Here is a 20,297-nt window from a genome sequence, read left to right on the forward strand (position 1 = left end):
CCCCTAGACCATCGTGTCGGTGAGCGGCAGGCCGAACTCGGCGCCACCGAACATCACGTACGCGCGCTCGGCATCGTTGGCGGCGTGCACGCGGCCGGCGTGCGCGTCGCGCCAGAAGCGCTGGATGGGAGTGCCGTTCGCGAGCGCGGTGGCGCCCGAGTTCTCGAACAGCAGGTCGATCGAGGCGATGGCGCGGCCGGTGGCGCGGACCTGGTCGCGGCGGGCCCGCAGGCGCAGTTCGATCGGCACCTCCTCGCCGGCGAGGAGGTGTGCGTACTCGTCGGCGACGTTGCCGGACAGCTGACGCCACGCGGCGTCGATGTCGCTGGACGCCTCGGCGATCCGGATCTTGGCGAACGGGTCGTCCTTGGCCTTCTCGCCGGCGTAGGCCGCGCGGACACGCTTGCCCTGGTGCTCGACGTGGGCCTCGTAGGCGCCGTACGCCATGCCGACGATCGGGCTGGAGATGGTGGTGGGATGGATGGTGCCCCACGGCATCTTGTAGACCGGAGCGGTGTTCTGCTGCAGACCCGGCGCCGTCAGGTCACTCATCGCCTTGAAGCTCAGGAAGCGATGGCGCGGGACGAAGACGTCCTTGACGACAACGGTGTTGCTGCCGGTGCCCTTGAGGCCGACGACATTCCAGACGTCGTCGATCTCGTAATCCTCACGCGGGATGAGGAAGCTACCGAAGTCGACGGGGCGACCGTCCTTGATCACCGGTCCGCCGACGACGACCCACGACGCGTGGTCGCAGCCCGAGGACCAGGCCCAGGCACCGTTGACCTTGTAGCCGCCCTCGATCGCCTCGCCCGCACCCATCGGCGCGTACGAAGACGAGATCCGGACGTCGGTGTCCTTGCCCCACACGTCTTCCTGCGCCTGCTGATCGAACAGGGCGAGGTGCCAGTTGTGGATGCCGAGGATGCCGGCGACCCATCCCGTGGACCCACAGGCGCTCGCGATGTTGCGAACGGCGGTGTAGAAGGTGACCGGATCGGCCTCGAGGCCGCCCCACTGCTTGGGCTGCACCAACCGGAAGAAGCCGGTCTCTTGGAGCGCCTTGATGGACTCGTCGGGGATGCGGCGCAGATCCTCGGTCTCTTGCGCGCGTTCACGCAGCACCGGCAGTAGCGCGTCGATCCGCTGCATCACCTCGTGGCTGTCATGGTCACCCACTGGACGCTCCCGTCTGTAATTCGATGTTGACTTGCCCTGAGACTAGAACACGTTCTCTTCCGTGTCGAGGAAACGTCAATTCCACTGGTCACACGAAGTCTTTGCCGATAGTAAGCACGCGAAATCTAGCGGAATCTCCCGAAGTTCTATAACGTGTTCTAGCAACAGCTAGAAGGGATGTGAGGTACTGATGGCGCAGATTCGTGAGATCGATGTGGGAGCTCCGCAGACGCGTTTCGCACGCGGTTGGCACTGCATCGGTCTGGAGAGCGAGTTCCTCGACGGGAAGCCGCACGCAGTCGAAGCGTTCGGCACCAAGCTGGTGGTGTTCGCCGACAGCCAGGACAAGCTCCACGTACTCGACGCGTACTGCCGGCACATGGGCGGCGACCTCAGCCAGGGCGAGATCAAGGGCGACTCGGTCGCATGCCCGTTCCACGACTGGCGCTGGGGCGGTAACGGCAAGTGCACCGACATCCCCTACGCCCGTCGAGTGCCGCCGATCGCGCGGACCCGCACGTGGACCACGCTGCAGGAGAACAAGCAGCTGTTCATCTGGAACGACCCGGAGGGCAACCCCCCGCCGGACGACGTCACGATTCCGCGCCTGCCGGAGGTCTTCACCGACGAGTGGACCGACTGGAAGTGGAACCGCATCCTCGTCGAGGGTTCCAACTGCCGCGAGATCGTCGACAACGTCGTCGACATGGCGCACTTCTTCTACGTTCACTTCGGCTTCCCGAAGTACTTCAAGAACGTCTTCGAGGGCCACATCGCGTCGCAGTACCTGCAGAACCACGGCCGGCCCGACGTCGGGAGCATGGGCACCCAGTACGGCGATTCGGTGCTGGACTCGGAGGCGTCGTACTTCGGCCCGTCCTACATGGTGAACTGGCTGCACAACAACTACAGCGGCTACAAGGTCGAGAGCATCCTGATCAACTGCCACTACCCGGTCACCCAGGACTCGTTCGTGCTGATGTACGGCGTCGCCGTACAGAAGCCGAAGGGCCTCGACGACGCCACCAGCGACAAGCTGGCGACGAAGTTCACCGAGGGTGTCGCCATGGGCTTCGAGCAGGACGTCGCGATCTGGAAGAACAAGACCAAGATCGAGAATCCGCTGCTCTGCGAGGAGGACGGCCCGGTCTACCAGCTGCGTCGCTGGTACGACCAGTTCTACGTGGACGTCGCCGACATCGATGAGAAGGCGACGCAGCGCTTCGAGTTCGAGATCGACACCACCAAGGCCGTCGAGGCCTGGCAGCGTGAGGTCGACGCGAACCTGGCGCGCCAGGCGGAGGAGAAGGCGGCGGCCGAATCGGCCGCCGAGCACAAGACTGGAGTGTGACGATGACCTCGACCTGGGCCAAGGCCCCCAGCTATTCCGACAGCCCGGCCCGGGTCGAGGCCGTCCGCGCGCAGACCGCCGTCGACCAGCAGAAGTACCTCGAGCAGGGGCTGCAAGAGGTGCAGTGCCGGGCGTGCGGGACGTGCGTGCTCGTCCAGAAGAACAGCTTCAAGCACACCAGCATCCAGTGGCAGGGCAATCCTGCCGAGGTGTGCCCGGAGTTCACGGCTGCCGGCGGGCGCGCCGGGTCGCGTCAGACCTGTCCGCGCATGATCAGCAGCATCCAGCATGCGGTGATGGAAGGCATTCTCGAGGTCCCGGAGGACCGGCCGACCGGATCTGCGAGCTGACATACCCACAGCAAGGCCCCGAACCAACGAGCGGTTCGGGGCCTTGCTGCATGTGGACGGCTCAGCGCCGGATCGTGGACTCGATGAGGTCGTAGCCGAGTTCGGGATGGATCGCGTTCGTGGGGTCCACTCGCGAGAACCACGTCGAGTCGGCCTCCGGGTGCGGCCCGACCACACCCACCCGTCCCGATCCGTACGGCGCGACCACAGCCGCGGGCTGTCCACCCTGATAGGTGGCGACGATCTCGGCGTTCGCACCGGGTTCGAGCCAGAACGCCGGCCCGTCCTGGAAGAAGACCGTGCGCGCACTCCCCCGCCACCGGACGTCGATCCGGGACGCCGCGGCGGTCTTCACCGTGGCGTTCGACGCCGTGATGTACTGCCACGTGTCGCCGGGCAGCAGGTTGAATCCGGGCGTGGCGCCGGCGAGGTACCCGCCGAGGCAGAACCCGAGATAGTTGCCGCCGCCCGCCACCCACTCGCGGATGACGGTCGCATGCGGACTCATCGCCGCCCAGCCCTTCGACAGGCTGGGACCGCCCGGCTGTGCGTACACGACCGCCCCCGCCAGGTTCGCTTTCGTGATCTTCTTCTTCTCGTTGGGACCCACGTATTCGGTGCGGAATCCGGTTGGGGAATCCCGCAGCAGCTGCGCCACCGCCTCGGGGCAGCCGGGCAACGACGCGGGCCCTCGGTAGACGAGCGCCAGCGGCTTGGTCGTGGCGGCCGCGCGGCTCGCACCCGCGGCCGATGCCACGGACGGCGTCAGGGCGAGAGCACCCGCCACACCCACACCTGCCAGAAATCCTCGTCGACTGATCACATTGCGCCTTTCGTCGTGCTCACATGCCGCCGGCGCCCGGCCGGCGGCCCCCTACGATCCGCGGGCGATCCGGCGGATACATGCTGTTCGGGACCCGAGGCCGACGGCCGCGGGTCCCGTGTCACGCATCACGATTTGAGCAGAAAAAGGGTTAAACCGCGGGTGAATCCGCAGTCGACACCCGGCAGCCCCCGCGAGGTCCTTCCCGGCCACCGAAAGCGGACCGGACGACCGACCAGATAGACCGGGTCGAACGGCCCGATTCTGCAAGTGGTCAACCGTTTGACCAGTAGCAATGCGCACGACCGACCACTCGGCATGTCGACGGCACGGCGCTCGCGCCGCCCGACTCCCCCGATGTCGAATCCGACACACTGCCAGCATTTTCGGAGGCCTCGCGCAGAACGATCACCGAAAGAGTCACTGGTTCGATTGCAAGTTGTGACCAATGGGGGGACACCGCGGCACGGAGACCGGACCCCCGAGAGACTCGACTGCGAGGTGGGATCGTGAATCGACGGGATCTTCGAATTCGCGCCGAGAGCCGATTGCGCTCCCGGAAGACCGCACCCGCAGGCCGTCTGCCACGCCGTCTCGAGCAGGTGTTCGAGAACTCGTGCGATCGCACCCCCGCCGCTGTCGCGCTCGAGTGCGACGACCGCCGGTTCACGTACGCCGAACTCGACGGCCGCGCGAACCAGCTCGCCCGGCTGCTGATCGACCTGGGCCTCGAGTCGGGCAATCGCGTCGCGATCCTGCTCGAACGCTCCCCCGAGACCTACGTCGCACTGCTGGCCGCGCTCAAGGCCGGTGCCTCGTTCGTCCCCATCGATCCGGGCGCTCCGCAGGAGCGCATCGGCTACATCACCTCGAACGCCGAGGTCGATCTGGTGCTCACGTCGTCGTCGTTCGCCGACACCCTCGCTCCCCTCGGGCACCGCTGGGTCGAGATCGACACCGAGGCCGGCACCCTCGACGCCTACCCGACCGAACGCCCGTCGGTGCAGTTCGACGCCGCCGCGGACCCCACCTGCTACGTCATCTACACCTCGGGCTCGACGGGCCAGCCCAAGGGCGTCGAGGTGGCACAGTCGAGCATCTGCAACTTCCTCGACGTCGTGCCCGGCGTGTACGACGTGCGGCCGACCGACCGTGTCTACCAGGGCATGACCATCTCGTTCGATTTCTCGATCGAGGAGATCTGGCCGACGTGGGCGGTCGGCGCGACCCTCGTCGCCGGACCTACCGACTCGCGGCGACTGGGCGGCGAACTCGCCGATTTCCTCGAGGACGCGGCCGTCACCGTGCTGTATTGCGTGCCGACACTGCTCGCGACCATCCCGCGTGAACTTCCTTTGCTGCGAAGCGTTCTCGTCGGCGGCGAGGCGTGCCCCGGCGAACTCGTCGAACGCTGGAGCCGCCCCGGCCGGCGCATCCTCAACACGTACGGCCCCACCGAGGCGACCGTCACGGCGACGTGGTGCGAACTGCTTCCCGGCCGGATCGTCACGATCGGCCGCCCCTTGCCGACGTATTCGGTGGTGCTGCTCGACGACCATCGGCTGCAGGTGCCGGACGGCGAGATCGGCGAGATCTGCATCGGCGGACCCGGCGTCGCCCGTGGCTACGTGGGCCGTCCCGAGCAGACTGCCGAGCGGTTCATCGACCACCCCCATGCCGCGCCGGGCCGAAAGCTCTACCGCACAGGCGATCTGGGGCGGATCACGGCAGAAGGCGAGATCGAGTACCTGGGCCGCGCGGACAGCGAGGTCAAGATCCGCGGTCACCGTGTCGATCTGGGCGAGATCGAGAGCGTGCTGCTCGAGGACGTCCAGATCGCCAGCAGCGTCGTGGCGCTCGTCTCGAACTCCGGGTCGGAGGAACTGGCGGCGTTCGTGGTGCCCCGGTCGGGCACCTCCCGCACCGAGCTCGACGACGACGCCGCGCGCGTGGTGCTGATCGAGCGGCTCCTGACCGAACTGCACAGCCGCCTGCCCGAGTACATGGTCCCGGCCTTCCTCGACATCGTCGACGAACTGCCGACCATGCCCAGCGGCAAGGTCGACCGGTCGCGTCTCCCGGTTCCGGGTCCCCGCCGGGTCCTCGGCTCGTCCGGCCCCGTCGAGGAGCCCCGCGACGCGGCCGAGACGCGGCTGCGCGGGATCTGGGCGGAAGTGCTCGGACTCGAACCTGCCGCGCTGTCCGTCGAGGCCGACTTCTTCACCGAACTGGGCGGGCACTCCCTCGCCGCCGCACGCCTGGTGTCGGTGCTACGCGAGTCCGCGGGCGACCACGCCGTGGGCCTGCGTGACGTCTACACCCATCCGACGGTGCGTGCGCTCGCGGCCGCGCTGACCGCCGTCCCCTCGGGGGGATCCGGCGTCGCCCACCCCGACGACGATCTCGACCCGTTGGAGCACAGCACCTTCCGTGTCGCCGTCGCGGGCGCGGCGCAGGCGGCGGCGCTGCTCCTGATGCTGCTCGTGGTGACGCTGCCGGTGTCGATCGTGTACAGCATCCATCACGGCCAGCCGTCGTTCCAGGCGCTGCGGGACCTGCTGATCGCGACGGTGCCGACGTATCTCGGTGTCCGATGGGTACTTCCGGTCCTCGTCGTGCGACCGCTCTCGCGGGGGCTGAAGCCGGGACGCTACCCGCTGTGGGGCGCCACGTACCTGCGACTGTGGGCGATCGACCGGGTCCTGGCGCTGTCCCCGATGCCGGTGCTCGCCGGGTCGCCGCTGATGGCGTCGTTCCTCCGCGCCGTCGGCGCACGGGTGGGGCGGGACACCGAGATCGGCACCAGTTCGATCCCGTTCCCCGCGATGGTCCGTCTCGGGGACGGCGTCACGATCGGCTACAACGCCGACCTGCGCGCCTGGAAGGTGGTGTCCGGCTGGGTCGTCGTCGAGAACGTGGTGGTCGAGGACCGCGCCTTCGTCGGCGCCAACAGCGTGCTCGAACCGGGCGCGCACGTGGAGCATTCGGCGATGCTGGCCGACCAGTCGGTGCTCGACCGCGGACGGCGTCTGCCGGCCGGACAGCGCTGGGCGGGGTCCCCGCCGCAGCCGGTCGACGCGCTCGACGCCGCCGTCGAGGCGATGGCTGCCGACACTCCCCCGCCCCCGTGGTCGAGGCGCCTGCTCGTCGCCGCGGCGCTGGGCCTGGCCGCCCTCGAACTCGTCGCGATCGCGACGCTCGTCCCCAGCCTGGTGCTGGTCTGGTACGTACTGCTCGAGTGGGGCATGATCGCGTCCTTCCTCGCGACGCTCGCGACCGGCACCGTCTACGTGGCGAGCGTGTGCGCGGCCGTGGCACTCGGCAAGCGCCTCCTTCTCCCGCACGTGCCCGTCGGCATCCAGAACGCCCGCAGCGGCCTCGGCGTCCGGAAGTGGATGACCGACAAGCTATTCCTGATGAGCCTCACCTACACCGGCTCGCTCTACGCGACCCTGTACACCGCGCCGTGGCTGCGCATGCTCGGCGCCCGGGTGGGTCGAGGCGCAGAGGTCTCGACCGCTGCGCACATCGACCCCGACCTGCTCACCATCGGCAACGACAGCTTCGTCGCCGACATGGCGAGCGTCGGCGGGTCGTCGTTCTGCAACGGCCGGGTCGCGTTCGACACCACCACCGTCGGCGATCGCGCGTTCGTCGGCAACGCCGCCTTCGTCCCTGCCGGTACGCACACCGGTGACCGCTCGCTCGTCGGCGTGCTGACGGTGCCCGGCCGGGACGGTGTGCCCGCGGACTCGTCGTGGCTCGGCTCGCCCGCCATCTACCTGCCCGCCCGCCAGGACAGCGGCGATTTCGCGGAGTCCGACACGTTCGCCCCGCCGCGTTCGGTGGTCGCGCACCGGTTGTTCATCGAGTTCTTCCGGATCACCCTGCCCGCGACCCTGATCGGCGTGAGCCTGTTCGTGTACCTGCTCGCACTGTCCCAGGTGGCCCGCTCGTCGGGACTGCTGGTGACGATCGCGGTGGCGCCGTTCATCGCGATCGCGACCGCGATCGGCGTGGTGCTGTACGCGTCGGCGGTGAAGCGGAACATGGTGGGCGTCTACGAGCCCCGCGTGGAACCCCTGTGGGCCAGGTTCGTCCGGCGTTCCGAGTTCGCCACCGGTATCTACGAGGCCGCCGCGGTCCCGGTCCTGCTCGACCAGTTGAAGGGCACCCCGTTCCTCCCGACCGCGCTGCGCGGTTTCGGCGCGCAGATCGGGCGGCGCACCTGGATCGGCACGACTTACCTGACGGAGTTCGACCTCGTACGGATCGGCGACGGCGCGGCCGTCGGGTCCAACGCCTCGATGCAGACCCACCTGTTCGAGGACCGCGTCATGAAGATGTCGGTCGTCACGGTCGGTGCCGACGCGACGGTCGGCACGCGGTCCATCGTGCTCTACGACGCCACCGTCGGCGACGGCGCCGAACTCGGCCCGCTGTCGCTGCTCATGAAGGGCGAGCACCTGCCCGCCGCCACCCGCGCCAACGGCATCCCGGCACAGGTGGAGCGATGATCGCGACCGCCCGCCCCCTCGCGCTCGTCTACCGCGGACGGGCGTCGCTGCCGGGCTGCTCCGAGTCGGTGGCCGACCTGTTGCGGGCCAGCCACTGGAACTTCGACGTCCGGTACGTGGGCCCGCGTGAGGAACTCCCGCTCACCGCGGACGTCCTCGCCCGCGCGACGCTCTACGCCCAGCCCGGCGGGGGCACCCTGCGCGCGGCGTGGCGGCGGATGCGCAAGCACAACAAGCTCGTTCGCGGTTTCGTCGCGGGCGGCGGGCGCTACCTCGGGTTCTGCCTCGGCGGCTACCTCGCCGGCGCCACCCCCGGATTCGACCTGCTCCCCGGCGACACCGACCAGTACATCGCGACGGATCGCGCCACCGTCGCCTCGACGCGGCCCGCCGTCGTCGAGGTGGACTGGCGCGACAACCGCCGCAGCCTCTATTTCCAGGACGGAGCGACCTTCCACGTGGAACCCCGAACCCCCGAACTCGACGTGATCGCGACGTACCCCAACGGCGAAATCGCCGCACTCGCCGTTCCCTTCGGCGAGGGGCGGGTCGCCGTGGTCGGCCCGCACCCCGAGGCCGACGCCGACTGGTTCCGAGACTCGGGCCTCCGGGTCCCCGCCCACAGCTCGCTGCCCACCGGGCTCGAGCTGGTGGACGCGGTGATGCGCTGATGAGCACGTCGCTGCACAGCCCCGCCCCGGCGTCCGGCACCGCGAACGCACCCGCCCGGAGCCGGCGCCTCACCGCGATCGACGCCACCCGCGGTCTCGCGGTCCTCGGCATGATCGCGGTGCACTCACTCAACGCCTACGACGACTCCTACAACCCGACCTGGACGTACAAGCTGTCCGCGGGTCACGCGTCGGCGATCTTCGCGGTCCTCGCCGGCGTCGGCATCGCGTTCATCTCGCGCCGACGGCAACAGGTCCGCGGCCCGCAGGCGACCGCGACGTCGTGGTCGCTCGTGGGCCGCGCCCTCATGGTCGGCCTCATCGGTCTGACGCTCGGCTTCACCGACAGCGAGTACGGCGTCGTCATCCTCGGCTACTACGCCGTGATGTTCCTGCTCGCGATCCCGCTGATCTACCTCGGTACCCGGACGCTGGCAGCGGTGGCGCTCACCCTCGCGGTCACCACGCCCGTCGTCAGCCAGGTCCTGCGTCCGCATCTGCCCGAACCGCTGGGAATGCAGCCGTCGTTCGACGCGCTGCTGCACGCGCCGCTGCGGCTCCTGTCGGACCTCGCGTTCACCGGCGAGTTCCCGGCCACGGTGTGGATGACGTACGTGTGCGTCGGTCTCCTCGTGGGCCGACTGAACCTCACCGCGTTCCGCACCGCGGCCACGCTCGCCGCGTCGGGCATGGCACTCATGCTGTCGTCCGCCGCCGTGTCGTGGCTCGTGCTGTATCCGATGGGCGGGCTCGAGCGGATCGAGGCGATCGAGGACCCCGAATCCGTCTCGGAGATCCTCACGTTCGGCGCCGACGGCACCGTCCCCACGTCGAGCTGGTGGTGGCTCGGCGTCGCGAGCCCGCACACCGGCACACCGCTCGATCTGATGGCCACCCTCGGCAGTTCGCTGCTGGTCCTCGGCGCGATGCTGCTGCTCGGTCACGTCACCCATCGTGTCTGGGCCCGGGTGATCAGGGTCGCGCTCGCCCCGCTCGCGGCGATCGGCAGCATGTCGCTCACGATCTACGTCAGCCACATCCTCTTCGTGAACTCCGATTTCGACGTCTACGGCCCGTGGTCCGGCTACATCCGGCAGCTGGTCTTCATGTTCGCGTTCGCGCTGGCATGGCGTGCGACGGCCGGACGCGGCCCACTCGAGGGGCTCGTCGCGTTCGTCACCACCCGGATCAAGCGCGTCTCGCTGCGCCGGACGGAGAACCGGATCACAACAGGGACAAGCGTTTCGCCTTGACCAGCGCCTCCTGTCGAGAGCTCACTCCCAGCTTCCGATAGGCGCTGCGCAGCTGACTCTTGACGGTGTTGGGAGAGACGAACAACCGACCGGCTACATCGACGATCCCGCTGCCGTCGGCGACAGCACGCAGGACGGCGCGTTCACGATCGGTGAGCGCGATCACCGGCAGCTTCTCCGGGAAGACCCCGCGCTCGTAGCGACCGGCCACCCGCGACCAGGCGTCCGGCAGGTCTGCCCCCTCGGCGAGGGCCTCGAGCCGGGCGGCCGGCACGGCGGCGAACGGCCGTACCGCTCCGGTCTGTTCCGAGAGCGAAACGACGCGCAGAAAGATCCTCCGGGCCTGCGCCAACCGGCCCAGGGCCAACTCGGCCTGAGCCTCGACGATCGACGCATCCATGTAGATCCGGGTGTACGACGCGGCCGAACGGGCGATCGAACGTCGCTCCGCGAGCGCACGCTCCGGGTGTCCGTTCAGCAGTTCCACGCGGGCGCGCGACACTCGCACGAAAGCATTCTCGCGCTGACCGTCGCCGAGGATCTGCCAGGCCTCGTTGCCCCGACCCAACGCGCACAGCAACTCGGACTCGGCGGTTGCCAGCAGAGCCGCGGCACCGGAATCCTCGGTCGTCCATCGTTCGAAGATGACCTTCGCCCGGCGGACGCGCACCAGACCACGATCGGCGGAACCCGTCAGCATGGCGTGCACGTGGTGCGCGTACTGGACGAAGGCCCAGTACTCCTCGTCGTCGGGAACATCCGCGAGTTCGTCCATCACCGGCGCCGCAGCCTCGATGTCCAAGCGTTCCAGGGCGACGAGCGCACGCGCGACGGTCGACGGCACCGCGACCATCTCGCCCAGCCGGCCGGGGACAACTCCGTGTCGAGCGACCCGCTCGAGCCAGGCCTCCGCGTGATGCAGTTCGTCGGCCATCGCGAAATGCAGTGCGAGGCAGGCGGCCGCGTTGGTGGCGACGAATGCAGGGCCGTGCTGCACTGCGTCCCGGTAGGTGTCGCGGAAGCAGCGAGCGGCCTCGCCGTACCGCCCCGCCAACTGCATCGTGATGGCCCACTGCACCTTCATCACCGAAAGGCCCGCACGATCGAGGCCGCTCGGCGACCCCAGGTCGTCGACCACCTTCGCGAGACGCTTGGCAAGGTCCGCGGCGTCGGAGAACTTTCCGACGACCCGGAGTCCGATCACGTGTGCAGTCGCAACCTCGATGAGGTCGGTGGCACCCTCGGCCCCCTCGAGCGATGCGAGGTCCTCGATCTCGTCGGCCTGGTCACTGAGCCGCGTCCAGGTCAGACCCGGGCCGGAGAAGACCGCCCGGCCGGCCCGCAGCGTCGCATCCGACTCCACTACCGCGTCGGGCAGCTTCGCGAGGGCGTCACGCAGCAAGCCGACGTCCGCGGAGAACACCCGCACCCAATTGCTCTTGAGGATCACGCCGACGAGATTCCAGTCCTGCGCCTCGACCGCGTGGAACAGGGCGCGTGGAATGTCGTCGGCGGACAGGTAGTACCGCGCGAGGAGCACCGAGTTCGGCAGGGGGCGAATCGGAGTCGTCTTCCTGACTCGCCGCATCAGAGACTCCCTCAGCGCCGGCACCATCCGCCATTCCCGCGTGCCGGGCGAGGTCGCACGGGAGATCACGCCCGCATACTCGAGATCGATCAGGCGAGCTTCCGAGACCGAATCCCCCGTGAGCACCGACAGCACTTCCGGAGTGAGATCTACTGCCGTCGAACAGATCACGACGAGCTCCGACACCCCTTCGAGCATCGGGTCCGCAAGAATCGCGTCCTCGACATACGCATCCACGGCGCGCTCGACCGCATCCGCGGCCACACCCCGGCTGGACCCGAACTCCCCGCCGAACAGGCGAGCCACCGACACCGCCATGCGCGCCAGAACCGACCAGCCCCCGACGAGTTCATGGATCGCGTCGGTGGTCGCTCGATCTGCCGAAAGTCCGGCCAGGGCGAACACCTGCGCCGTCTCGTCCGTGGTGAACTCCAGGTCGAGCGGAGTGATCACCTGGCAGTCGAGTTCCAGATCTGCCATCCCCCGGAAACACTCGGACGTGCGCACACACAGGACAACCCGGACGTGGTCCAGATCAACCACCAGGTCGGCGAGATGCGCGTACAGGAGTCGGTCGGCGACCCGATCGGGGTGATCGAGAACCAGCACGACGGGGGAATCGACCGTCCCGAGAATTCTGTGGACGCGCGCTCGCGACGCCTCGTCCGGCGAGTCCGCGGCGAGAACGTCACCTACCCCCGACGCCGAAACGACGGCCGCCGCCACGGACCGCCAGTATCTGTCGGGCGCGCATCCGCGGGACGGCGCAGCCACGCGAACGATCGTTCGTCCTTCGGCACGCTCGAGCCATTGGGAGACGAGGACACTCTTCCCGGAGCCGCGCGGGCCGCGGACGACCGTGACCGCAGCGTCCCTATCGAGCATCTCGCGCAGTCGTGGCCGATCGAGCAAGGTGCGGCGCGAACGCGGCGACGACGGCACGCCACGGGTCCCAGTCCCCTCGTCCATGCTGCTCCGCGCAACCCTTCCACCCCGTGATCGACGTCTCGAGTCTAGCCAGGGCAGGCGCGGGCAGGCGCTCCATGTGCGCCCCGACCTCGGCATCTTCGGCAATTCCGGCGGTGTCTGGACTGCAGTCCCACCGAGCTGTCGACACTGAAACGCGTGTTCGTTTGCCACCCGCCCGGGAGCGGGGCCCCGGGAATACTTCCTGGCAGAAAGCATGGACTGGCACGCACCTAGTTCTATAACGTGTTCTACATGAGCAAGCAGGAATACGACATCGTCGTCGTCGGCAGCGGTGCTGCAGGCATGACCGCAGCCCTGACCGCGGCGCACAAGGGGCTGAGTGTGGTCGTGGTCGAGAAGGCCGCCCACTACGGCGGCTCGTCCGCACGGTCGGGCGGAGGTGTCTGGATCCCGAACAACGAGGTGCTGAAGCGGGACGGCGTCACCGACACGGTCGACGCCGCGCGCACCTACCTCCACAACATCATCGGCGACGTCGTCGATCCCGCGAAGATCGACACCTACATCGACCGCGGCCCCGAGATGCTCTCGTTCGTCATGGAGAACAGCGCGCTCGAGCTGCAGTGGGTGCCCGACTACTCCGACTACTACCCGGAGGCCCCGGGCGGGCGACTCGGCGGCCGCTCCGTCGAGCCGGTCCCGTTCGACGGCAACCGCCTCGGCGACGACCGCAAGAACCTCGAGCCCGACTACGTCAAGGCGCCGCGGAACTTCGTCATCACGCAGGCCGACTACCGCTGGCTCAACCTGCTCATGCGCAACCGCCGCGGCCCGCTGCGCGCGATGAAGGTCGGCATGCGATTCCTGGCGGCCAAGGCCCGCGGCAAGGACCTCCTCGTCCGCGGCCAGGCCCTGATGGCCGGCATGCGAATCGGCCTGCGCGACGCCGGGGTCCCGATCCTGCTGAACACCCCCCTCACCGAGCTGTACACCGAGGACGGCGCGGTCCGCGGCGTGAAGGTGCTCGTCGACGGTGAGGAGCAGATCATCCGCGCCCGCCACGGCGTCGTCCTCGGCGCGGGCGGATTCGAGCACAACGACGAGATGCGTAAGAAGTACCAGCGCGGCCCGATCGGCACCGAGTGGACCGTCGGAGCCAAGGCCAATACCGGTGACGGCATCGCCGCCGGCCAGAAGCTGGGTGCGGCAGTCGAGTTCATGGAGGACTCGTGGTGGGGTCCGTCGATCCCGCTCACCGGCGGTCCGTGGTTCGCACTGTCCGAGCGCACACTGCCGGGCTCCATGATGGTCAACACGCGCGGCAAGCGCTTCGGTAACGAGGCCGCGCCGTACGTCGAGGCGACGCACATGATGTACGGCGGCAAGTACGGCCACGGCGAGGGCCCGGGCGAGAACATCCCCACCTGGATGATCCTCGACCAGCGCTACCGCAACCGGTACACGTTCGCAGGTATCACGCCGCGCTCGCCGTTCCCCGGACGCTGGCTCAAGGCCGGGATCATCGTCAAGGCGAACACGATCGCCGAACTGGCCGAGAAGACCGGCCTTCCGGCCGACACCCTCGCCGAGACCGTGGCGCGATTCAACGGCTTCGCCCGCAACGGCAAGGACGAGGACTTCGGTCGCGGCGACAGCGGCTACGACCGCTACTACGGCGATCCCCGTCTGAAGAACCCGAGCCTCGCCGAGATCGACAAGGCGCCGTTCTACGCGATCAAGATGGTGCCCGGCGACCTCGGCACCAAGGGCGGCATCCGCACCGACGTCGACGGGCGCGCGCTGCGCGAGGACGGCTCGGTCATCGAGGGCCTGTACGCGGCCGGTAACTGCAGCTCGCCGGTCATGGGCCACACGTACGCCGGCCCCGGCGCGACCATCGGTCCCGCGATGACCTTCGCGTACCTCGCGGTACTCGACATCGCCGACCGTGCCCGCGCCGCAGCGCCGTCCGTGACGAACTGACAGGAGACGCCAGTGCCCATCGATCCGTCGATCGCGATCGGAGCCGAGTTGCCGGCCCAGGAGTTCTCCTGGACGCCCTCGGACGTCCAGCTCTACCACCTCGGAATCGGTGCCGGCGCACGCCCGCTCGACCCGCGGGAGCTCGCCTACCTCGACGACGCAAAGCCGCAGGTGCTGCCGACGTTCGCGACGGTCGTCGCGAACATCCACGCGACCGAGGCGCCGCGGGTCTCGTTCCCGGGCGTCGAGATCGACCTCGCGAAGGTCGTCCACGGCAGCCAGGAGGTCACCGTCCACGCACCGATCCCCGCCAGCGGGTCGGCGCGGACCACGACTCGGATCGTCGAGGTGTGGGACAAGGGCAAGGCGGCGGTGATCGTGCAGGAATCCGCGACGGTCGCGCTCGACGGGTCGCCACTGTGGACGGCGCGCTCGTCCATCTTCGCGCGCGGCGAGGGTGGATTCGGGGGTGAACGCGGACCGTCCGAGTCCGTCGTACTCCCCGACAGGGCACCGGATTTCGAGTCGATCTCGCAGGTCCTGCCGCAGCAGGCGCTGCTGTACCGGATGTGCGGCGACCGGAACCCGTTGCACTCAGATCCGGCATTTGCGACCGCGGCGGGCTTCCCGGCGCCTATTCTGCATGGACTGTGCACCTACGGGATCGTCTGCAAGGCTGCCACCGACACCGTCCTCGACGGTGATGCCAGCCGCGTCAAGGGATTTCGCGCTCGTTTCGCCGGGGTAGTCTTTCCCGGTGAAAATCTTCGGACGCGAATGTGGCGCGACGGTGACCAGCTGCTGATCTCTGCAACCGTTCCCGAGCGCGACGACTCACCGGCGCTGGCCGACGTCGTACTCACTGTCGCCTAGCGACGTCCGCACACAGCTGTACCGGTCGGGTCGGCCCTGACACCGACCCGACCGGGAATATCGCACCCGTACTTCTTTCCCCCTCACACACCTTGGAGTACACGTATGACGCTCAACGACGAGCAGTTGCGGCTGTCCCGGCGAGGATTCCTCACCGCGGGTGCCGCCGGCGCAGGCGTGCTGGCGGCCGGCGCTCTCGGCGGCTGGACCCCGGCCTTCGCCGTTCCGGCCGGTTCCGCAGGCTCCCTCGGGTCGCTCGGATCGACCGGCCCGGTGGCACCGCTCCCGACGCCGCCGAACTTCCCGCAGGGCATCGCTCTCTTCCAGCAGGCGTACCAGAACTGGTCCAAGGAGATCATGCTGGACGCCACCTGGGTGTGCTCGCCCAAGACGGCGGATGACGTGGTCACCATTGCCAACTGGGCGCACGCCAACCAGTACAAGGTTCGTCCGCGCGGCGCGATGCACGGCTGGACCCCGCTCACCGTCGAGAAGGGCGCCAACGTCGACAAGGTGATCCTCGTCGACACGATGACCCACCTGAACGCCATCACGGTGAACCCGGGCGGCACCGTCGCCACCGTCACCGCGGGCACCGGCGCGAGCATCGAAGCGATCGTCACCGAACTGCAGAAGCACAACCTCGGCTGGGCCAACCTGCCCGCGCCGGGTGTGCTGTCGATCGGCGGCGCCCTCGCGGTCAACGCCCACGGCGCCGCGCTCCCCGCGGAGGGTGAGACGACGCTGCCGGGCCACACCTACGGGTCGCTCAGCAACCTGGTCACCGCACTGACCGCGGTGGTGTGGAACGCGAACACGAACGCGTACGAGCTGAAGACGTACCAGCGCAACGATCCCAAGATCTCCCCGATGCTCACCAACCTCGGACGCTGCTTCCTGACGTCGGTGACGATGCAGGCCGGCCCCAACCTCCGGCAGCGCTGCCAGAGCTACACCGACATCCCGTGGCAGGAGCTCTTCGCCGCGAAGGGTGCCAGCGGCCGGACGTTCGAGAAGTTCGTCGCCGAGTGCGGTGGCGCCGAGGCGATCTGGTACCCGTTCACCGACAAGCCGTGGATGAAGACCTGGACCAACACGCCGGTCAAGCCGGAATCGGCGAACGGAAGCCTCGGCTCGCTCGGCTCGCTGGGCTCGCTCGCGGGCATGCCCCCGCAGTCGCGTGAGGTCACGGGCCCGTACAACTACATCTTCTCCGACAACCTGCCGGAGCCCATCACCGACATGATCGGTGCGATCAACGCCGGGAACCCCGGTATCGCACCGCTGTTCGGCCCCGCGATGTACGGCATCACCGTCGCCGGCCTGGCCGCGACGAATGCCAACGACATCTGGGGCTGGTCGAAGGACGTCCAGTTCTACATCAAGGCCACGACGCTGCGGCTCACCGAAGGCGGCGGCGCCGTCGTCACGCGACGCGACAACATCGCGACCGTGATCCACGACTTCACGCAGTGGTTCAACCAGCGCATCGAGTACTACCGCGCGAAGGGCGAGTTCCCGCTCAACGGTCCGGTCGAGATCCGCTGCTGCGGACTCGATAAGGCGTCCGACGTCCTGGTGGACTCGGCCGGCCCGTCGACCATCTCCGCGACCCGTCCGCGTCCCGACCATCCGGACTGGGACGTCGCCATCTGGCTGAACGTTCTCGGCGTCCCGGGCACCCCCGGCATGTTCGAGTTCTATCAGGAGATGGAGCAGTGGATGCGGGGACACTACAACAACAACGACGCCACGTTCCGTCCCGAGTGGTCGAAGGGCTGGGCCTTCGGTCCGGACCCGTACACCGATGACGACATCGTCGAGAACAAGATGCGGGCCACCTACATGGAAGGCGTCGCGAACGTCCCCAACTGGGACACCGCCAACGCTCGGTACAACGAGATCGACCCGCACCGCGTGTTCTCCAACGGATTCATGGACAAGCTGCTCCCGTCATAAGGGACTGCAGAATCCACACGCCGACGCCGGTGGTGCCGCTCAGGCACCGCCGGCGTCGGCGTCTGCCGGGCACCCGCAGTCGGCGTACCGTCGAAAGTGATCGGTGACAGTCGCGAACGAGGGAGTGCTGTCATGACATCGACGAATCCGGATCCCGTTCCTCCCCAGCCGCCGTCCGGCCCGACGCAGCCGCAGCAACCCCAACAGCCCCCGGCGCCGCCTCCGGCCAACGCCGGCTGGGCGGTCGCGGCCCTGGTCGCGTTCTGGCCCCTCGCGTTCGCGGCGTTCAGCAACGCGTTCGAGGTGTATCCCAGGTGGGCGCGCGGCGACTACGCGGGCGCGCAGTACGCGTCCGATCGGGTGCGCAAACTCGGCCAGCTGTCGCTGTGGATCCTCGGTGGAATCCTCGTGCTGCTCGCGATCGCCTACATCGTCATCGCCGCGGTGTGGATCTCACACGGTGGGTACGACGACAACTGGCACCGCGGCCGGATGGACTGGTAGCCGGGCTCAGCCCGCGGGGACCGCATCACGCCCCGGATCGACGACGCCCGGGCGCGGCGGATTCCGATCTTCCCGGATCGGAATCGACGCCACGAGCAGCGCGACGGCGGACACCGCGGCGCCCAACCAGAACAACCTGTCGAGACTGTCGAGTGCCGGTACCGTCACGGTCCCGACCACGACGGCGGACGCCGCGAGGACCGCCGACCCCACCGCGCTCGCACCCGACGTCCCGATCGCACGAACCAGGCTGTTGACGCTGTTCGCCGACGCAGTCTGATCGAGCGGGACCGCGGTCGTGATCAGCACTGGCATCGCGGCGAGGGCGAACGCGACGCCCATCGACACGACGAAGGCGCTGACGCCGACAACGAGGACACTGCTGCCGAGCACACCTCGCTCGACGAATCCGAGACAGATCGCACCCGCACCGATCGCCAGGACCACCCGCGCTCCCCAATTCCGGATCATCGCCGCCGACACCGGGGCCAGGACGATCATCACCACCCCACCCGGCAACATCACGAGCCCGGCGGCCGTCGCACTCAAGCCCAGACCGTGACCAGCCGATGCCGGTACCTGGAGTTCCTGGGTGGAGGAGTACGAGCTGAGGAACATCGCGAAACCGAGGAGCAACGCACACAGATTCGACACCAGCACCGGACGCCGGACCGAGGTGCGGAGGTCGACGAGAGGATGGGCGACCTTCAGCTGCAGGGGAACCCACACCATCAGACCGATCAGGCCGGCGGCCGCGAGCCCGAGCGTCGACACGCTCCCCCACCCCCACGCGCCGCCCTTCGAGATCGCGAGCAGCACGGCGGTCAACGCGGATGTCAGCAGCACAGCACCCGCGTAGTCGAATCGTCCCGCGGCACGGGTGTCAGACTCGGGCACCACGAACGGCAACAGCACCGCCATCGCGACGGCGAATCCGGCCGGCACCCAGAACAACGCCTGCCAGCCGAGGCGGTCGTGGAGGACGCCGGCGAGCGGCATCCCCATCACGCTGCCGACACCGATCGTCGCGCTCATCAGCGCGACACCGCTGCCGAGTCGCTCGGGCGGCAGGACGTCGCGCATCATGCTGATCCCGACCGGCATCAGTGCCATCGCGAAGCCCTGTAACCCTCGTCCGGCGACCACCGACGCGAATCCGGGCCCGAGGGCCGCGAGCAGCGAGCCCGCCACCACCAGTCCGAGGCACAGCAGCATCATCGCCCGCTTGCCGAACATGTCGGCGAGCTTGCCGATCAGGGGTGTACCCACCGCACCGGTGAGCAAGGTGATCGTCACCAACCACGATGCGCTGGTCGGAGGAACACCCAGATCGGCGGCGAATGCCGGGAGGACCGGCACCATGAGTGTCTGGAGAAGTGCGACCAGGATCCCGCTGAGGCTCAGGACCCCGATGACGAGCCCGCTCCGCGCAGTGCGCGGAGCGGGCTGCGAATCGACTGTCACCCCGTCACGCGGGCGGCATTACCGGCATCGATCGGAAGGACGGTTCCGCTGATGTGGGCACTGCCCTCGGCGGCGAAGAAGAGCACGGCGCGGGTGATCTCGAACGGGTCGAGCCACGGCACGGGCTGCGCGTGCAGCGACTGGAAGACCGGCGCGACGTCGTCCATCGTCGGCTCTTCCAGGTCCGGACGCATCATCGAGTACAGGGCCTTGTTGTGGATCATCCCGGTCGAGATGTTGCCCGGTGCGATCGCGTTGACCGTGATGCCCTTCTGGGCGAGATCCAGTGCGGCGCTCTTGGTCATGCCGATCACGCCCCACTTCGACGCGGCGTAGGCGACCATGTTGGTGTTGCCGGCACGGCCGAGCATCGAGGAGATCGTGACGATGCGGCCGTAGCCACGTTCGATCATGCCGGGCGAGACGGCGCCGATCGTGTTGAAGACGCCGGTGAGGTTGGAACCGATGGCCTCGTCCCACTGCGCCGACGACATCGACTGCACCGGAGCGGCGACCGAGACGCCCGCGTTCGCGACCGCGATGTCGACGCGCCCGAGCTCGGACTCGGCGCGCGCGACGAGGGCGTCCATCGCGGCGCGATCGGCGGTGTCGGCCTTGACGGCAATGCACTTGCGGCCGGTCGCCTCGACGAGGCGCACGGTCTCGGCCATGTCCTCCTCGGTACCCAGCGGGTAGAACACCGAGTCGCTGTCCTCGCACCGGTCACAGATGACGATGTCGGCACCGCGCTCGGCGAACGCCACGGCATGCGACCGGCCCTGTCCCCGGGCTCCACCGGTGATCAGTGCGACCTTGCCTTCGAACTCCTCCATGCTGCTGCTCTCCTCGAGA

At 68.5% G+C, this 20,297-nt stretch carries 14 protein-coding genes; 9 read left to right on the forward strand and 5 right to left on the reverse strand.

The genetic code is table 11. The annotated features are described in order from the left end of the window. Positions 1–3: 3 nt before the first annotated feature. On the reverse strand, positions 4–1,152 hold the full coding sequence (gene hsaA / locus LCL87_RS22425; protein ID WP_225023775.1) for a 3-hydroxy-9,10-secoandrosta-1,3,5(10)-triene-9,17-dione monooxygenase oxygenase subunit: 1,149 nt from the start codon (positions 1,150–1,152) through the stop codon (positions 4–6). A gap of 217 nt (positions 1,153–1,369) precedes the next feature. Here hsaA and LCL87_RS22430 point away from each other — a divergent pair, with 217 nt between their 5' ends. Both LCL87_RS22430 and LCL87_RS22435 read left to right on the forward strand, forming a co-directional pair. After that, on the forward strand, positions 1,370–2,530 hold the full coding sequence (locus LCL87_RS22430; protein WP_225023656.1) for a 3-ketosteroid-9-alpha-monooxygenase, oxygenase component: 1,161 nt from the start codon (positions 1,370–1,372) through the stop codon (positions 2,528–2,530). Next, positions 2,527–2,880: a hypothetical protein gene (locus LCL87_RS22435; protein ID WP_225023657.1), complete on the forward strand. Its 354-nt coding sequence runs from the start codon at positions 2,527–2,529 to the stop codon at positions 2,878–2,880. Before LCL87_RS22430 ends, LCL87_RS22435 begins: the two co-directional genes overlap by 4 nt. Before the next feature lie 61 nt (positions 2,881–2,941). Here LCL87_RS22435 and LCL87_RS22440 read toward each other — a convergent pair whose 3' ends face one another. Further along, entirely contained in the window at positions 2,942–3,667 is a 726-nt protein-coding gene (locus LCL87_RS22440; RefSeq protein WP_225023658.1) for a BPL-N domain-containing protein, read from the reverse strand. A gap of 545 nt (positions 3,668–4,212) precedes the next feature. Between LCL87_RS22440 and LCL87_RS22445 the strand changes: the two genes are divergently transcribed. From LCL87_RS22445 to LCL87_RS22455, 3 genes are read left to right on the forward strand one after another with little or no spacing between them, the layout of a single operon-like run. Then, on the forward strand, positions 4,213–8,220 hold the full coding sequence (locus LCL87_RS22445; protein WP_225023659.1) for a Pls/PosA family non-ribosomal peptide synthetase: 4,008 nt from the start codon (positions 4,213–4,215) through the stop codon (positions 8,218–8,220). Then, positions 8,217–8,891, forward strand: a complete 675-nt coding sequence (locus LCL87_RS22450) for a BPL-N domain-containing protein (protein ID WP_225023660.1) — start codon at positions 8,217–8,219, stop codon at positions 8,889–8,891. The genes LCL87_RS22445 and LCL87_RS22450 overlap by 4 nt, the downstream gene beginning before the upstream one ends. Then, positions 8,891–10,144, forward strand: coding sequence for a heparan-alpha-glucosaminide N-acetyltransferase domain-containing protein (locus tag LCL87_RS22455; protein ID WP_225023661.1), 1,254 nt, complete (start codon positions 8,891–8,893; stop codon positions 10,142–10,144). Before LCL87_RS22450 ends, LCL87_RS22455 begins: the two co-directional genes overlap by 1 nt. Here the strand turns inward: LCL87_RS22455 and LCL87_RS26000 are convergent. After that, entirely contained in the window at positions 10,116–12,506 is a 2,391-nt protein-coding gene (locus LCL87_RS26000; RefSeq protein ID WP_225023662.1) for a LuxR C-terminal-related transcriptional regulator, read from the reverse strand. The two genes, LCL87_RS22455 and LCL87_RS26000, sit on opposite strands and share 29 nt — an antisense overlap. 447 nt (positions 12,507–12,953) lie before the next feature. Here LCL87_RS26000 and kstD point away from each other — a divergent pair, with 447 nt between their 5' ends. The 4 genes from kstD (at position 12,954) to LCL87_RS22480 (ending at position 17,981) form a co-directional block, all read left to right on the forward strand. Further along, positions 12,954–14,645 carry a 3-oxosteroid 1-dehydrogenase gene (gene kstD / locus LCL87_RS22465; RefSeq protein ID WP_225023663.1) on the forward strand — a complete coding sequence of 564 codons (1,692 nt, stop codon included), beginning with the start codon at positions 12,954–12,956 and terminating at the stop codon, positions 14,643–14,645. Between the two features lie 12 nt (positions 14,646–14,657). Further along, positions 14,658–15,518: an enoyl-CoA hydratase ChsH3 gene (chsH3, locus tag LCL87_RS22470; protein WP_225023664.1), complete on the forward strand. Its 861-nt coding sequence runs from the start codon at positions 14,658–14,660 to the stop codon at positions 15,516–15,518. A 105-nt stretch (positions 15,519–15,623) separates the two neighbouring features. After that, the gene (locus LCL87_RS22475) at positions 15,624–17,477 is read left to right on the forward strand and encodes a cholesterol oxidase substrate-binding domain-containing protein (RefSeq protein ID WP_225023665.1); all 1,854 of its coding nucleotides are present in this window, start codon (positions 15,624–15,626) and stop codon (positions 17,475–17,477) included. Between the two features lie 132 nt (positions 17,478–17,609). After that, positions 17,610–17,981 carry a CD225/dispanin family protein gene (locus tag LCL87_RS22480; RefSeq protein ID WP_225023666.1) on the forward strand — a complete coding sequence of 124 codons (372 nt, stop codon included), beginning with the start codon at positions 17,610–17,612 and terminating at the stop codon, positions 17,979–17,981. 6 nt (positions 17,982–17,987) lie between these two features. Here LCL87_RS22480 and LCL87_RS22485 read toward each other — a convergent pair whose 3' ends face one another. Together LCL87_RS22485 and LCL87_RS22490 are read right to left on the reverse strand one after the other, a co-directional pair. Further along, complete coding sequence (locus LCL87_RS22485; RefSeq protein WP_225023667.1) at positions 17,988–19,445, reverse strand: MFS transporter; 1,458 nt, start codon at positions 19,443–19,445, stop codon at positions 17,988–17,990. Further along, positions 19,442–20,278, reverse strand: a complete 837-nt coding sequence (locus tag LCL87_RS22490; protein ID WP_225023668.1) for a mycofactocin-coupled SDR family oxidoreductase — start codon at positions 20,276–20,278, stop codon at positions 19,442–19,444. Before LCL87_RS22490 ends, LCL87_RS22485 begins: the two co-directional genes overlap by 4 nt. Positions 20,279–20,297 lie beyond the last annotated feature (19 nt).

The organism is Prescottella equi, from assembly GCF_020171745.1.
In the GTDB taxonomy this organism is placed as follows: domain Bacteria; phylum Actinomycetota; class Actinomycetes; order Mycobacteriales; family Mycobacteriaceae; genus Prescottella; species Prescottella equi_A.